Source organism: Bremerella alba, from assembly GCF_013618625.1.
Lineage (GTDB): Bacteria > Planctomycetota > Planctomycetia > Pirellulales > Pirellulaceae > Bremerella > Bremerella alba.
In genome coordinates, this window is sequence record NZ_JABRWO010000009.1 from 314,757 (window position 1) to 330,401 (window position 15,645).

Sequence of the window (15,645 nt, forward strand, 5' to 3'; positions counted from 1 at the left end):
ACCGGACGCGCCCTTGGGGGTGTGGACGACTGGCAATCGTGTTAAATCACGTGCAGTTCTTCCGGTGGCGTGTCGCTGTAATGTTCGACAGTAATCGTCGAACTGATTCCACCACGTGGGGTGAATTCGGCACGGACCTGCATCCAGCGAGGCTGCAGGCTTTCGACCAGGTCGTTAAGGATAACGTTGGTCACGTTTTCGTAGAAGATTCCCTGGTTGCGATAGGCCTGCATGTACAGCTTCAGGCTTTTCAGTTCTACGCATAGGGCTTCCGGGATGTACGTGATATGGATCGTGCCGAAGTCAGGCTGGCCGGTTTTAGGGCAGACCGAAGTGAACTCAGGCACGCTGATTTCGATCTCGTAATCTCGGTTGGGGTGTTGGTTCTCGAAGGTTTCGAGAAGTCCGCGATTCTCTTCTGACACGGTCCGATTCTCCTCACTGACGGGTTAAACTGCTATTTTGGAGGCAAACCGAGGCCCTGCCTAGACCCAACACTTGGCCGATATTTCGACATTTTCCCGTGCGGTCTGCCGAACTTCCTCCACACGAGGTCCGTCTTGGCGGGTATTCTGAAGGATTCCCCTCAACACGCTGCCCAAAAGCGTGGAGAATGGGGCACTCGAATGTCACTCTCTGGGAACGGTTTCTCGCATTGCGGCGACAGACCTTTCGACAAGCGGTATCCTTGCGTGCGAATAGCTGAAATTTATCCATCGATTCAGGGCGAAGGCCTTCTGACCGGCGAGCCCAGTACGTTCGTCCGGGCCAGTGGTTGTAACTTGCGCTGTTGGTTCTGCGACACGCCGCATGCGTCTTGGAATCCGGAAGGGGAAGATCTTTCGGTCGCGGAAATATTAGGACGGATCGAACTCTTGGAAGTTCGCAACGTTGTGCTAACTGGCGGTGAGCCCATGCTATTTGCCGAGATGATCCCGCTTTGCGAGGGGATCCGGCGATCGGGACGGCATATCACTATTGAAACGGCCGGGACGCTGCACCTTCCCTTGCCGTGCGACCTGATGTCGATCAGTCCCAAGCTTTCTAACTCGACACCCAATGCCCAGGAATTTCCGCGTTGGCATCGGCGGCACGAGCAATCGCGAGATCAGCCTGAGGTTATTCAGCGGCTAATCGATGAATTTCCGTATCAATTCAAGTTCGTCATCGATAAACGGGAAGACTGTGACGAGGTACTGACCTACCTGGGGCGGTTTCCGGGTATACTCCGTGACCGCGTGTATGTGATGCCGCAAGGAATCGAGCAAACGCAGTTAGACTCGATCACCCAGTGGCTCACGCCGTGGTCGGAAGAGCACGGTTTGCAACTTTGTTACCGCAAGCAAATCGAATGGTTCGGATTTGCTCGAGGGACTTAGTCTTGGCTGCCTTCGATGTGATCAGTAGCTTGGGGCAAACTATGCGGATTAATGATTTCATCGTTGAAGCGTTTTTCCATACGATCCCGACGATGATTCTTAACATGCTGGTAAATCACTGCGGACTGTAGCCACCAGAAGACTGTCACCACGTACGCCAGGCAAGCACCCGCGAAGGAAATGCTTAGGTAGCTTGGCGAGAGATAGTGCAGGAAGAAGCCGGTTGCCAGGGCCAACATCGAGACGAACAGTTTCGATTTGCAGAGCGATTCCCAGCGATTGAGTGTTGCCGAATCGATCGCCGCTTTAGCCGTTTCATTAGCGAGTTCGCGTAGCCTGCGAATGTCAGACGTTTGTTCTGGTGCAAAACGCGACGGGACGAACTCTTCCCGCGTAATCGGTTTGACAGGTTCCTCTGGTTTGACAGGCTCAGGCTTGGCTGCGATTGTTTTTTCGGTGGATTTTTGCTGAGGTGCGGGTTCCGGATCGCCGCTCTTAGCTCGCATTCGTGCCAAGAGGCTTTGCATGTAGTCGTCGATCGAGATGTCATCGTCGCTGCCGAGAGTGGCAGCTAAGTTCTCGGTCTCTTCAGCGGCCGTTTCGCTGAATGACTCATACGAGGGTGCATCAACTTCCGGTTCCTGCGGTGTTTCTTCCTCAGGGAATTCAAAATCAGGGAAGCTCGAAAGGCCGGTTACCGGATTCACAGCCGGTGGTTGGTCGGTTTCGGGCGACTCCGCTGGAATCTCGGCTTCAGAATCGTGATGCGAAGACTCCTCTGGCAGGGTCGGAGGGGGCGTTTCTCGGAGAATACCCATCGATCGTAGGTGATCGAGCGGTGACTCGTCCTCCTCTGGCGACAGGGCATTTTCGTCGTGGCTTTGCAGGTCGGCCAAGCGTCGTTCGTCTTCCAGTTGACGACGAATTTCCAGGCACTGTTGCCGAGCGTCATCCAACTGGTTCCTCCAATTGTCCTCGATCTCTTTCTGCTGGGTGATGGTCTCATGGAGTTCGAGGTTTTGCTGTCGCAGTTCGTCCAGCTGAAGTTTCAGGTCGTCGCCACGCAATGTGGCGTCATCGAGTTGGCTATGCAACTGCTTAAGTTTCGACTCGTGCTGGGCAACTTCCTCGTCAGTCATGCCGCTTGGCTGAGCGTCTTGGGCATCGGCGAGTTGCTGTTCCAACTCGGCGATCTTACGTCCCACGTTTTCTGAGTGCTGCTGACGCTGTTCGAGTTCCTGTTGTGTCCACGCCAATTCGCTCTCGGCATCTTTGAGCGAGTCTTGGCTTTCATGCAAGTCACGCGAGGCATCCTCGTACGCAAGCCGCATTTTAGTTAAGCGAGAAACACCTTCATCTTCTTTCTCGTTCGCGGAGGCATCCAGCTGTGAAAGCTGATCTCGCACACCACGCAGGTGCGAGAGAATCGAGTTCACGCGGGTTTTGCCGAGCTTACGCGTAGAAATCCATCGCTGGCGAAGACGCTCTTCACGCGATTGAAGTTCGTTTGACTGTTCCTTTAGATGCGCGATCAAGGCCACGGACTCTTGCAGGTCAGACTCGAGCCGGCGATGTCGTGCTCGTTCTTCTTCTGTGGAATCGGCATGAGAAGTCAACTCTTGCCGAATTTCGTTGACTTGATTCTGCTTAATCTCTAGCTGTTCTCGCAGCTCAGCCTGAATGGTGTTGTTGCTGCTAATCAGATCGCGAACATGATTGAGCAAGAGTCGGGTACGTTGGTTGTGCCGCTTGCGGCGCTCGATGCGATGTTCGGTCGATTCGGTTGCCGAGGGTTGCGAAACCTCGTGCGTGTCGGCCTCGCGGGTCATCAGAGAATCGACAAGCAGCTGCGTCTGGTCGAATTTGGTCTGCAATGCGCTGAAGGAATTTTTCTGCTTGCGGACTTCGTTCAATAGATTGCGAATCCGGCGATTGGACCTCTTGCGTAGCTTTCGATGCGATGGTGATTGAATTGGCAAAGGTTGGGTAACTGCCGGCGATTCGACTTGCTGGTCAGCTAGGACCTCGAAGCTCAAGCTTCCCAGGCTCAAGCGATCGCCGATGCGTAGCCAGGCTTCGCTGACGGTGTCGCCGTTGACGCGTGTGTCGCGGGTCCACGACTTCACGATCATTCCGCCCGAACCGCGATAGATCACACAGTGCTTCGGCTGGACATCGGCAGCAATCAAACGCAGTTGGCAATCTGCGGACGATCCGATCAGACATTTCGGCGCATGAACACGAATGATCTGACCATCACGCTCGGTACCTTCAATTTTCAATACCAGCGCCGAGTTCGACTTACCGAGAAGTCGAGAATCGCGTTTCGATCGGGGGACGACGTTGTTTTGGACCATGATTCTGCTTGAAAAAGGAGGGAACCGCTGGCGGACAGGGGGCTGTCTCTGACGGCAGATTGCGATCAATGCCTGCCAGTTAGTGCCTATTTCGCTAAGTCATATAGGTCACGCAGATGGTACGGTCAAAGCAGTACCCTGGGAGAATTGAGCGGCCAAAAAGGGCTCAGGGGGTGAATTTTGATAGGTTTTAGATAGAAAAATGACGATGATCGGATTGCGTCAACCGATCGCTTTCGGATGATATCGGACCGATTTTCGCAAGAGGAAAGTGTCTTAAATGCGAAATCGGATCGACTTATTTGGAAATCCCAAGTCGTCGCTCGAATGCTGAGAAGTGCCGCAAAGTGTTATGTAGAAAGCGATTGCATTAAATCGCTCGAAATTGCTAGAGAACGGTGAAGAGACGAAAATTTTTCGGTTACTGTTCCAGAGGCGTACTATAGTTTCGGTACGATTAATCAATGTAGGATTTGCCCGCCGAATAGGGGGATCGACGTCCGCGAATTAAATCGCGAAGAGGCGACCCATTCAAATACTAGGCAGGGGCGAAACGAATCGCTAAAAATACGACTTTCCTGCACCTAAGGTGACACCATGCCGCGGCCAAGAGACGAATTTATTGGGAAGATGAAGGAAATTCTCCTTCGCCGTCGTGACGCCCTGCGTAAGGCTCTCGCCGGGGACTTGAGTCTGCTGAAAGAACTTGAGCAGACATCAGGCGACGTCGTTGATTTCGCACTCGATTCGGTCCAGGACGAACTCAGTTCGCAGCTGGCCGAGGTCGAAAGTCGCGAGTTGGCGAGCATCGACACCGCATTAGAACAAATCAAAGCGGGTAAGTATGGGGAATGCGAAGGCTGTAGCGCCACCATTCCGATCGCCCGCTTGCAAGCGCTTCCTTACGCTACTTTGTGCATTAAATGCCAGCGTGAACTGGAAGAACTTGGACCCGATGGGGTCAGTTGGGCTCAAACCGACGATACGCAAGCCGTCAACTAACGCACGGCCGCTACAATCCGATAACTTTCGACGGGATGAGTGTAAAACTCATCCCGTTTTTCTTTTCCTGGTCCCACCGCTAGCACGATCTAACTTGTAAGGTGTGACTCATGATGGATTGCGCCCCGACGACTTCCCCCGGTTTGGTAGCGGTACTATGCGATCTTTCCTTGCTCTTTCGCTCGTTCTCCTGACAGCTGGTTTTACGACTGGGCAGGATCGCTCTCTCGTATCTGCAGATCGCGCGGCAATGCGGGAAGAAATATTAGCGGAAGCCGATTTCCTCGAGCGTCAGCTCAACCATCTAAAGCGGGTCGTCAAATATGCGCGTCCTTCGATTGTGCATATCGAAACGACGATGGCCGGCAATGGGTTCTCGAAGTCGAGCGAAGTGGACGAGGCAGGTGCCGGAATCATCTTTAAGCACGATAAGAGCTTTTTCGTTCTAACCAACCGTCATGTGATCAATCAGGCACCGCTCGAGCGAATTCGGATCTACCTGGAAGATGGTCGCCTGATACGTGCCCGGCGGGTGCTAACCGATCGCGATACCGATGTGGCCGTTGTAGAAGTCGATGCCGATCGCTTGATTCCTGCCGAGGTGGGCGACAGTTCCCAGGTCGAAGTGGGTGAGAATGTCTTCGCCGTCGGCAGTCCGTTTGGCCTCAGCCAGACCGTCACCTCCGGAATTATCAGTGCCGTCGGACGACGCAACCTACAACTGGGGCGACAAGGCTTGAAGCTACAGAACTTCTTTCAAACCGACGCGGCCATCAATCCCGGCAATAGCGGCGGACCACTGATCAATCTGCGGGGAGAAGTAATTGGTCTGAACACGGCCATCGCCAGCAACTCGGGCGGGAACGACGGAATTGGCTTTGCAATTCCAATTCATGCAGCCTTAGGGGTGGCAGAGCAATTGATTGAAAAAGGTCAGGTAGCTCGGGCCTTCTTTGGCGTGCGGATGGATGCCGACTTCGACGCGGCGGCGGCTAAAGAGATTGGTTTGTTCCGAGCTCGCGGTGCCAAAGTCAGCGGTGTTACGCCGGGCTCGCCTGCGGAAGCCGCGATGATCCAAGTGGGCGACGTTATTACCCGGTTCTATGGGCAGGAAGTAGAAGACGACCTGCAACTTATTAGCATCGTCAGCCTGTGCCCGCTGGATGAGGACATTCGTTTTGAGATCTACCGAGACGGAAAGGTCATCGCGAAGACCGTTCGCCTGGCTGCTCGGAATCGGTTTGAGAACTAAATCCGGCGAGGAGATTATTCCGCCGTTTCTTTAGCGGCTTGAAGGACTCCGCGGATAATGCAATCTTTCACTCCGGCGGTATCGACGCTGGTCATCACTTCCATGTTAGGTGTCCAGGTCCGCACGATTCGCTTATCGAAAATCGTTGCTCCGAGGGTCAGGTCTCCTTGCGTCTCGACATCGCCAGCCATGGGAACGGACTCAAACAGTTCTGGCTGCATCAGGGCAACCAGCGCCACGGCATCGTTCAGACTGATACCTTCCTGGGCTAAATGACGTCGATGCGAGCGGAACGAGAACGGCAGAATCTGATTCAATAACTTCGTGACCCGCGATTCTTGCTTCGGAATGTGATCGAGCAGATCGATTCCGAAGGTGACTTGGCTGGTGATATCGATTGGCACCAACGTTTTGGTCGTTTTCGAGTGCAGCACCCGACGTGCGCTTTCGGCATCGAAATGGCAGTTGAATTCTGCACAGGGGCTCACGTTGCCGATTCCATTGAGCGAACCTCCCATAATGATGATCTGTCCGACCTGGGAGGCGAACGTAGGATCGCGCTGCAGACAGTTCGCCACATTGGTCATAGGGCCCAGGCAAAGAATAGTGACTTCATCCGGAAAAGCTCGGATTTCGTCACCGATCAGCTTTTCGGCTGAATGCGTTTGATGCAGCTTGGCCACGTTCAGGTGGATTTCGGCCAAGCCATCACTGCCATGCAAAAAGGTGGAATCGACCGGCGGAGCATGACGTGGACCAGGCCCCATGGCAATGCGGGGACGCCGCGGCGGATCGAGACATTCAATCAATGCCTGCAAGTTGGTATAGGCTTGATCTGCATTGACGTTTCCGGCAGTAGAGGTGATCGCAACGACATCCAGACTCGGATCGAAGAGGGCGATCATGAGCGCGATGGCGTCATCGATGCCGGGATCACAGTCGATAATGACCTTCCTGGACATAGTGGTCGGAACCTCCTGCCTTCATGGTGCGTGTACGTGAGGATGCCGGCCTTGGGGGTGTCGTGCCCTATTACGCAGGACATGACTCATCCAAGTCCGGTTCAACGCATGACGAGTTAGGGTACCAGACGGACAGGCCACCTTCCTCGACAACGTCATGTTATAACAGTTTTCGCCCCACGGCGGCAGAGACATCGTGGCTAGGAGAGGGGCTCTATGGGGACTAAAATGTCGAATTCGTCGTACGCACCAGGCCCAAATCCGGGGAGTTGATCGGTTGTCGCACTCAGAAGTTATTGCCAAGGTACGGTCCGGGACAGATCTAGCCCTCGAAGAAATGGCCGCTGCCATCGGTGAAATGATGAAAGGGGATTGGAGCGACGATGATATTGGCTCGTTGCTGATCGCCTTGAACGAAAAGGGCCCCAGCGTCGATGAAATCGCCGGTGCCGCCACCGCGATGCGTAGCCATATGATCACGATTGAGTCGCCCAACGAGGCGTTTATCGATACTTGTGGGACCGGAGGGGATCGTAGCGGAACTTTTAATATCAGCACGGCAACGGCTTTGGTGATTGCCGGAGCTGGGGTGACGGTTGCCAAGCATGGTAATCGGAGCGTAACCAGCAAGTCTGGCAGCGCGGATGTTCTTTCCCGCCTGGGCGTGAACATCGAGGCCGACGTACCGACCATCGAAAAGTGCTTGAATGAAGTCGGCATTTGCTTCTGTTTCGCCCCGCTGATGCATGGCTCGATGAAGCATGTGGCGCCGGTACGGAAGAAGTTAGGTGAGCCGACGATCTTCAATTTGCTGGGGCCCCTGTGTAATCCGGCCAATGCTCCGTATCAGTTATTGGGTGTCGGTAGACCCGAATATCGAGAATTGCTGGCAAGTGCGCTTCAGAAATTGGGTACGACCAAAGCGGTGTTTGTGACCGGACGCGATGGAATGGATGAAGTCACGATCAGTGACGTGACCGACGTGATCATCGCGACGCCGGCCGGATTAGTACCGATTGTGTGGCAGCCGGAAGAATTTGGGATCGAGCGACAAGGGAAAGAGGGCATGCTGGTCGAGGGGCCCGAGGAAAGCGCAGCCATGATTCGCCGCGTCCTTTCAGGCGAAAAGGGGGGAGCACGCGACATTGTCGTGATTAATGCCGCCGCCGCCCTGTGGACGATTGGCAAGATTGACTCACTCAGCGAATGTGCACGACTCGCGGAAATCGCGATTGATAGTGGTGCGGCAGAAGCGACGCTGACCAAGCTGGCGGAGGTCAGTCGCGGGTGAAGTCAGCCGGAACAACCTTAGCGATCTTAATTCTGGCGGTCTGCGCGGCCCATGCCATGGTGCATGTGCTGGAGGGATCGCTGCCGTGTGTCGAGCAGTCGATTGCCACGCAATTCCATGTTGGCTCGGCGACCACTGGCTGGCTGCAAACCGTGTGGCGATTTCCCTGGGGCGTCGGGGCGCTTCTTGCCGGTTGGCTGGTCGATCGATACGGGGCCAAGCGGATGCTGGCGCTTTATTTGCTTGGCGGAGGGGTTACCTGTTTCACGTCGATCTTACTGCCGGGACTTCCTCTGCTTTTTGCCTCGATGTTTATGATGGGGGTAATGGCAAGCATCTATCATCCGGCGGGACTGGCGCTACTTTCGCATGAAACGACGCCGGATACGCTCCCTAAAACGCTCGGTTGGCATGGGGTGTTCGGTTCGCTCGGGATCGGCGGTGTCCCGTTGATTGCTGCCGGAGTGCTTTCGCTTACCCACTCTTGGCACGCTTTTTATGCCGTTCTGGGCGTAATGTCGATTGCGTTGGGCATGGTATTCGTTTATCTCACTTTGCAGTCACCAGAGCGAGTATTCTCGAAAGTCGATCAGGCTGCTCCCGACGATCGTGGCAACTGGGGTAGCTTTGGTGTTCTGTTGGTTATGTCCAGTTTGATTGGTTTGTCTTACCACGGCGTGATGAGTTTTTTGCCGCGCTACCTATCGGATGCGAAAGTCCTCGGATTTCATACCGAGGGAGAGATCGGCGGGAATATCTTAGCGGCCAGTTCTCTCTTATTAGGGTGCATTGGCCAGTACATGGCTGGGCAAATGGCTCGTCCCAAACGGCTTGAATTCCAGTTGATGTTGATTTGTGCCGGGACGATTCCTTTTCTCGTTGGCATGAGCTTTGCTCCGCCCCAGTGGAAATGGTACTGCGTAGCGGCGTGGGGGATGATCTTCTTCATGCATCAACCGGTGTTTAATAGTTTGATTGCCAAATACACCCCCCGGTCACGCCGCAGCCTGTGCTATGGGGTCTCGTTTGCGGTAGGAAACGGCATTGGGGCCATTGCGGCAGGGCTTGTCGGAGAGAATACTCATTTGCAGTCCGCTTATTTGGGACTGGCCGGATGTGCGTCGCTGGCCGCTTTGAGTGGACTGATTTTATGGATTCGCGCGACCAGGTACCCTTCTATCGGGCCAGAAAACTCGTGAGAACAAAGTTTATGCTTTGCTTTCCTTAGCCGGGCAAGGATAATCGGGCATCTGAAGAGGGCCTGGCTTTATTGACCTCCCTAGTGGTCCTTATCTATGCTTCTAGGGGTTCCTACTTTTTCATTCGTAGTCATCTTGCGATTTCTAGAAAGCCGACTCCATGGCGATCAAATACCACTATTTACGAGTCCGCGACGTGCAAGACGTCGTTGTTGCAGAATTCATCCAGTCTTCGATTTTGGACGAAACGGCGATCGATCGCGTTGGGAAGGAATTCGAGCAACTGATTTTAGAAGCCGCCACGGCCAAGAAGCTGCTGCTTAATTTTCGCGCCATCGAATACATGTCGTCGGCCATGATCGGTAAGTTAATTCTGCTGAACAAGAATTGCAAAAACGCAAAGATCAAGTTCAAAGTCTGCAACGTGACCGGCAATATTCTGGAAGTCTTCCAGATTATGAAGATTGGCAAAGTGATCGACATCCAGAAGGACGAAAAGACCGCCGTTGATGCGTTCAGCGGGCCATCGATCGGAAAGTGGTTCGGGCTGAGCTAGCTATGACAATCTTCATACCGATCTAATCTATGTGCCTTGCCTGGATGTATATTAGGCAAGGCTGCGCTGGCATAGCAGTTGATTTCCACTCTTGGGAAGGCCGATGCGTGTGCTAGCATTGCTTTACGGCCAGTTCGCTCTTAGCGCCGCGTAAGCGTTTGCGTAAGATTCTGCGAGTTTGGACACCATCCGTTTTGCAACATTGAGTTGACTGTGCGCCAAGCGTACCGAGCAACGATCTGGGCTCATGCCTAAGCACTCTGAAACATCGGAAGAAAAATCGCTTCTCGCGAGGCCCTTGGCATGGGGGACGCGTCTGGTTGTGCGCTTCCCGATTGTCGTGCTGCTGATTGCTTTCATGGTGGCTGGGCTCTCGATCATTTACGCGACCAATCACTTGGGGTTCAAAACTAGCCGCTTGGATTTGATCAACCAGCAAAGCGGATTCAATCAGCTGTGGCTCGAGTATCTCGATCAGTTCGGTGCTGATGATGACGTGGTTGTTATTATTGAAGGGCCTGGTCGAGAGGAAATCGTCCCGGCGCTAGAAGACCTCTATACTCAACTGACTGCCCAAGAACACTCCTTCTACGCGGTACTTCACGAACGCGGGCTAAGCAAGGTTCGTGAGAAGGGCCTGCATTTTCTGCCGGAGTCGGACCTGACTCAGATCGATCAGCAGCTTCAACGGCTACGTCCGGTGATGCAAGGCCAGTGGGATTCGATGGGGGTGGGCCAACTGGCCTATAACTTGAATCAGCAGCTGCTCTTCGCCCAGCGTCAGCCTGATGCTCCCCAAGCCCAGATGATGGCCGAGCAAAGTCGCCAGCAACTGGATCGTTTGGCGAGCAATCTTCTGGCCGCGATGGGGCAGGGAGAATCGCAAGGTTCGGTTCTGGTTCCACCGAACGACTCGTTAAACGCATTGAGCCAGATCGATTCTGATTATTTTCTGGCCAACGAAGGACAGCTTGGCCTGATCTTGTTGCGACTGGTGAAGGACAAATCAGAGCTCGCACAAGGGAAGGATGCCATCGCCCAGTTGCGAAGTATTCTGGACCGATTCCAAGGGAAATATCCTCGGCTGAAGTTTGGGCTGACCGGACTTCCAGTGATGGAAAACGACGAGATGGAGCGCAGCCAGGTCGATATGACCAAGGCCAGTGTCATCAGTTTGATTGGTGTGGCATGTTTGTTCATGGCATCTTTCGGCGGTCTGCGGCATCCGCTGTTGGCGGTGGTAGCGCTTTTGGTTGGCATCGCCATGTCGGTTGGTTTCACGACGGCATTTGTTGGCCACCTGAACATTTTGAGTGTATCTTTCGGCGTGATTTTAATCGGGCTGGGGATCGACTTCGGAGTTCACTACGTAGCGAGATACCTCAAGGAAGCCGAAGAGAAGAGAACCGACGAGGCGTTGGTGCAAACGTCACGCGACATAGGCCCTGGTATTGTGACCGGTGGTTTGACGACGGCGGTCGCGTTCTTCACCGCATCGCTGACCGATTTTACCGGCGTCGCTGAGCTTGGAATTATCGCGGGCGGCGGTCTGCTGGTTTGTTTGATCGCTTCGATGACCGTCTTGCCGGCGTCGATTCACCTAGCCGATCGGCATCGCAATCGATATCAATTGCCTAAGCCACTGCATCTCGATTGGTGGGTTTTGCCGCTATTAAAGACTCCCAAGATCACGCTCCTGGTTTCACTGGGGATCGTGGGGCTGTTAGCGATAGGTTTGCCTAAGCTGCACTATGATCACAATCTTTTGAACCTGCAGCCCAAAGGTTTGGAAAGCGTTCAATGGGAAGAGAAGCTTCTAAACGATACGGATCGCAGTGTCTGGTTTGCCCTTTCGATTGCTGAAAACCGCGAGGCTTTGCTCGAGCGAAAAGAAAAGTTTGAAGCGTTGCCGACGGTGAACCGGGTTGAGGAGATCGCCTCACTCATGCCGGACAGCTCGCCTGAGAAACTGGTGATGATCGAGGATCTTGATCGACGCTTAAACAAGCTGCCCGAGAACGTGCCGACCATTTCGATTCCACCGGCGGGGCATTTGGGCCAGGTACTAGCCGACTCGCAGCGAATTCTTTCGCCAGAAGATCCTGCGGCACAGCACACCTATCGTCGGTTGGCGCAAATTCGCGAACTATTGCGGGGTATGCCTGAACCGAAGTACAACGCGATTATCTCTCAGTTTCAGCAGCGAAATGCAGGCGAACTATTGCAGTGGCTACACTCGCTGGCGGTGATATCGAATCCAGAACCACCCACCATTAGTGACCTACCGGAAGCCTTGGTTTCGCGATTTGTGGGAAAGAACAATCAGCTACTGCTGCGTATCTATCCCAACGCCAGCATCTGGGACATGGATGCTCTGGAAGGATTCGTCAAACAAGTTACCTCGGTCGATTCCAAGGTGACCGGGCAGCCGCTCCAAACCTTCTACGCATCACGGCAAATGCAGCGGAGCTATATTCATGCGGCCGTTTACTCGTTGATTGCAGTGATGATCATTCTGCTGATCGACTTCCGCAGCATGACCAATACCTTGCTGGCCTTAACGCCGGTAGGACTAGGCATGCTGATGCTCTTCGGAGTTCAAGGGTTTGCTGATATTCCACTGAACCCGGCCAATATGATCGTTTTACCGTTGATCCTTGGTATCGGCATCGACGACGGTGTCCATGTGGTGCACGACTTTCGGCGGCAAAGCCGTGGCTACTCGCTGGGTGCTTCTACGGCGACCGGCATCATTATTACCTCGCTAACCACCATGATTGGCTTTGGTGCTTTGATGTTGGCCGACCACCGCGGTCTGGCCAGTCTCGGGCGAGTGCTGACCATTGGCGTTGCGTGCTGCCTCTTTACTTCGTTGGTTATCTTGCCGTGCCTTCTGACGATACTCACCAGCTTTCGCCGAGAAGTGCCTGAGATCGAGTCAAACGCCTCGCCGTCGCGTGATCGGCCTCGTGGACGCAAGCTGACGAGCATTCCCGATGAGCCAAAATCGCACCCGCACAAAGAACCGTCTCGCGAGGATGCTGAATCCCGAGAGTCATTTGACGATCCTTCGCCGAAGCGTTAAGCGGTTTGGTGGCAGGGGTTTATGGGATTTCTCCGGGGTGCTTCTAAGCTCTCGGCAGGCTTCTATTAGGGCTTTTCGCTGGGCTTCAAATCGTTATACTAAATAGATTCCGAACTAGAACTCGGCGCAGACTCTTCAGTTTGCCCTTTATATTACGTATTTTGACCTCAAGGTAAGAACCATGGCCAAGCCACATCGCAAGTTGAAGAAAGCTAATCACGGTGCCCGTCCTGCGAATGCAAAAGCTCGCAAGTCGAAGCGTAAGAATATCAAGACCTAAGGCAATCGTATTGTCTTGATGTTGGCACGGAAGATCTGGTCAGCATCATTGAGTCGTCCTTATTTTGTTCCTTGTCGGTAGCTGAAGGATTCACGGTGGCGCGAGAAGACCTGATTCTCGACCCTGCGTCGATCGATTTTGACAACGTAATCGCGGGTCTTGATGCAATTCAAGTATCCAATCCGCAGCGATACGAGATGGAACAACTCACCGGCATCGTTTACGACGATGTCGAAGCAGGCGTTTGCGCCGGGTATTTAGATATCGCGCAAGATGCTTTTTGGGTGCGAGGGCACATGCCTGGCATGCCTCTGATGCCAGGCGTTTTAATGTGCGAAATGGCGGCGCAGGTCAGCACCTGGTATGTCGTCAAGCACGACCTGATGCCCGGCAAACGTATGGGTTTTGGCGGCATGGATGAAGTCAAGTTCCGCGGCATTGTTCGCCCTGGTGACCGGCTGTTGTGTGTCCTTAAGCAGACTCGCTATCGTCCCAATCGAATGCTCGTGTGTGCATTTCAGAGTTTCGTCGGGACCAATATGGTTGCCGAAGGCGTGATCCGAGGCATTCCTTTGCCGGACGAGATCTAAGACGCCGGGGGCGGCCGCGACTCACGGCCTGTTCTCTGCTGGTAACTCCCCATGCTTTTCCCACTGATCGATGAAAATCCAACGCGTCGCTGGCCATTTGTGACCGTGGGACTGATTGCGATCAATACCTTACTATTGCTGGCGATGCTCGGTTTAGATCCGCTGGAGCACAACCGCCTGTTTCTCGAGTATGGTTTCGTTCCCCAGCGCTTCACCGAAGCATTGAACTCTGGCGAGAATGTTCAGATTGATCTGAAGCAGCTTTTGCAGGGGTCGCCAGAAGCTCGAGAGGTTCTCGAAACGAGCAAAGATGACTCCGTCGTTACCTTGCCGGGTACGATGTCGGCAGCTTTGGGGACCATCTTTTCCTCAATGTTCCTGCACGCCGGGATTGCTCACCTGTTGGGCAACATGTGGTTTCTGTGGATCTTCGGCAACAATGTGGAAGATCGCTTGGGGCATGTTCCTTACTTGTTGTTCTACTTGCTGGGGGGCATTTGTGCGGCAGTTGCCCACTGGGCTACGACAAGTTCAGCAGGGGCATTGATTCCGACGGTTGGGGCTAGTGGGGCCGTGGCAGTGATCTTGGGCGCGTATGCGGTAACTTATCCCAAGGCTCAGGTTCGCTGCATGTTGTTTCTGTTTGTCATCTTCTTCATGGTCGATCTGCCGGCTTTGGTTGTCCTGGGCGTTTGGATCACCTTTCAGCTAGTGCAGGGCTTGGGTGCTTTGCACGTGGGGCTCGATGGTGGTGTCGCCTGGTGGGCACATATTGGTGGGTTTCTCTTTGGAATGGCCATCATGCCGCTGCTTGCATGGATCATTCCGGACACCACCTACTCAGCGATTTCGAAACAGGAACGAGCGTTCCAATTCGACCCGCGTCGTCACGATGATTTCCGTTTTTAGTTTTATCGATTACGAATCTATTATGGGCCGCAAAGCACTACCTAAGCTGAACCCTGACGTCGACTTCTCCCAGCACTTTTTTGAGTCGGATGTACTCGAAACGCGCCCGGACCTGCAGTCATACTTTCCCACTCAGCAGCCGCTCGAGATTGAAGTTGGTACTGGCAAGGGGCTGTTCATGAAGAACGCATCGGGCCAGTTCCCCCAGCACAACTTCCTGGGGATCGAGATCGCGTTCAAGTATGCTCGCTTTGCCGGTTACAAGCTGGCCAAGGAGGATCGCACTAACGCAGTCATGCTTCACGGCGACGGACAGAAGATCTTTCGGGAGATCGTCCCCAGCGATAGCTTAGAGGCCGTGCACGTCTATTTCCCAGACCCATGGTGGAAGGCCCGGCATCATCGTCGTCGCTTGATGAACGAAGAATTTTGCCAGCAGATTCAACGTGTCCTGCGCCCCGGTGGCAAACTGCATTTCTGGACCGACGTGCTAGATTACTTTGAGATGGCCGTCGAGACGTTGCACCAGGCAACCACGCTGCAAGGTCCCGTCGATGTCGACGAAACGCCGGCCGAGCACGATCTCGATTACCGTACGCACTTCGAGCGGCGAATGCGGAAGAATGAGATGGACGTGTTTCGCAGCCAGTTCTTGAAGCCTGGGGCTTAGGGGCTTGCGGTTTTCGGTGGCAATTCTTCCCCTGACCTCTACTATTTAAAGTGAGGGAGGCCTTTTAAGCCGAACGGAAGAACGCAAGCTTCGCCCGACCGGGGCGTAGCCTC

At 54.0% G+C, this 15,645-nt stretch carries 14 protein-coding genes; 11 read left to right on the top strand and 3 right to left on the bottom strand.

What is annotated here, in order from left to right; all coding sequences use genetic code 11:
- Nucleotides 1–41: 41 nt before the first annotated feature.
- Nucleotides 42–425: a preQ(1) synthase gene (gene queF / locus HOV93_RS16925; protein WP_207397702.1), complete on the bottom strand. Its 384-nt coding sequence runs from the start codon at nt 423–425 to the stop codon at nt 42–44.
- Nucleotides 426–692: 267 nt separating this feature from the next.
- Between queF and HOV93_RS16930 the strand changes: the two genes are divergently transcribed.
- Nucleotides 693–1,379 (top strand): 7-carboxy-7-deazaguanine synthase QueE, encoded by a 687-nt coding sequence (locus HOV93_RS16930; protein ID WP_207397703.1) that lies wholly within the window; start codon nt 693–695, stop codon nt 1,377–1,379.
- On the opposite strand, the gene HOV93_RS16935 is transcribed toward HOV93_RS16930, so the two are convergent.
- Complete coding sequence (locus HOV93_RS16935; RefSeq protein ID WP_207397704.1) at nt 1,376–3,736, bottom strand: FHA domain-containing protein; 2,361 nt, start codon at nt 3,734–3,736, stop codon at nt 1,376–1,378. The two genes, HOV93_RS16930 and HOV93_RS16935, sit on opposite strands and share 4 nt — an antisense overlap.
- A gap of 597 nt (nt 3,737–4,333) precedes the next feature.
- Between HOV93_RS16935 and HOV93_RS16940 the strand changes: the two genes are divergently transcribed.
- A complete protein-coding gene (locus tag HOV93_RS16940) occupies nt 4,334–4,738 on the top strand; it encodes a TraR/DksA family transcriptional regulator (protein ID WP_207397705.1) in 405 nt (134 codons plus the stop codon).
- A 157-nt stretch (nt 4,739–4,895) separates the two neighbouring features.
- Nucleotides 4,896–5,990 (top strand): S1C family serine protease, encoded by a 1,095-nt coding sequence (locus tag HOV93_RS16945; protein WP_207397706.1) that lies wholly within the window; start codon nt 4,896–4,898, stop codon nt 5,988–5,990.
- Between the two features lie 14 nt (nt 5,991–6,004).
- Here the strand turns inward: HOV93_RS16945 and HOV93_RS16950 are convergent, their stop codons facing one another.
- Nucleotides 6,005–6,952: a nucleoside hydrolase gene (locus tag HOV93_RS16950; RefSeq protein WP_207397707.1), complete on the bottom strand. Its 948-nt coding sequence runs from the start codon at nt 6,950–6,952 to the stop codon at nt 6,005–6,007.
- A gap of 277 nt (nt 6,953–7,229) precedes the next feature.
- Between HOV93_RS16950 and trpD the strand changes: the two genes are divergently transcribed.
- The 8 genes from trpD (at nt 7,230) to trmB (ending at nt 15,532) form a co-directional block, all read left to right on the top strand.
- Nucleotides 7,230–8,243: an anthranilate phosphoribosyltransferase gene (gene trpD, locus HOV93_RS16955; RefSeq protein WP_235990520.1), complete on the top strand. Its 1,014-nt coding sequence runs from the start codon at nt 7,230–7,232 to the stop codon at nt 8,241–8,243.
- Complete coding sequence (locus HOV93_RS16960) at nt 8,240–9,442, top strand: MFS transporter (RefSeq protein ID WP_207397708.1); 1,203 nt, start codon at nt 8,240–8,242, stop codon at nt 9,440–9,442. Before trpD ends, HOV93_RS16960 begins: the two co-directional genes overlap by 4 nt.
- 160 nt (nt 9,443–9,602) lie before the next feature.
- On the top strand, nt 9,603–9,998 hold the full coding sequence (locus tag HOV93_RS16965; protein ID WP_207397709.1) for an STAS domain-containing protein: 396 nt from the start codon (nt 9,603–9,605) through the stop codon (nt 9,996–9,998).
- Nucleotides 9,999–10,245: 247 nt separating this feature from the next.
- Entirely contained in the window at nt 10,246–13,083 is a 2,838-nt protein-coding gene (locus HOV93_RS16970) for an MMPL family transporter (protein ID WP_207397710.1), read from the top strand.
- 181 nt (nt 13,084–13,264) lie between these two features.
- Nucleotides 13,265–13,363, top strand: a complete 99-nt coding sequence (locus HOV93_RS26625; protein ID WP_369299121.1) for a 50S ribosomal protein bL37 — start codon at nt 13,265–13,267, stop codon at nt 13,361–13,363.
- Between the two features lie 95 nt (nt 13,364–13,458).
- Nucleotides 13,459–13,953, top strand: a complete 495-nt coding sequence (locus tag HOV93_RS16975; RefSeq protein WP_207397711.1) for a 3-hydroxyacyl-ACP dehydratase FabZ family protein — start codon at nt 13,459–13,461, stop codon at nt 13,951–13,953.
- Between the two features lie 51 nt (nt 13,954–14,004).
- Complete coding sequence (locus HOV93_RS16980) at nt 14,005–14,862, top strand: rhomboid family intramembrane serine protease (protein ID WP_207397712.1); 858 nt, start codon at nt 14,005–14,007, stop codon at nt 14,860–14,862.
- A 22-nt stretch (nt 14,863–14,884) separates the two neighbouring features.
- Nucleotides 14,885–15,532 carry a tRNA (guanosine(46)-N7)-methyltransferase TrmB gene (gene trmB, locus HOV93_RS16985; RefSeq protein ID WP_207397713.1) on the top strand — a complete coding sequence of 216 codons (648 nt, stop codon included), beginning with the start codon at nt 14,885–14,887 and terminating at the stop codon, nt 15,530–15,532.
- Nucleotides 15,533–15,645: the final 113 nt, after the last annotated feature.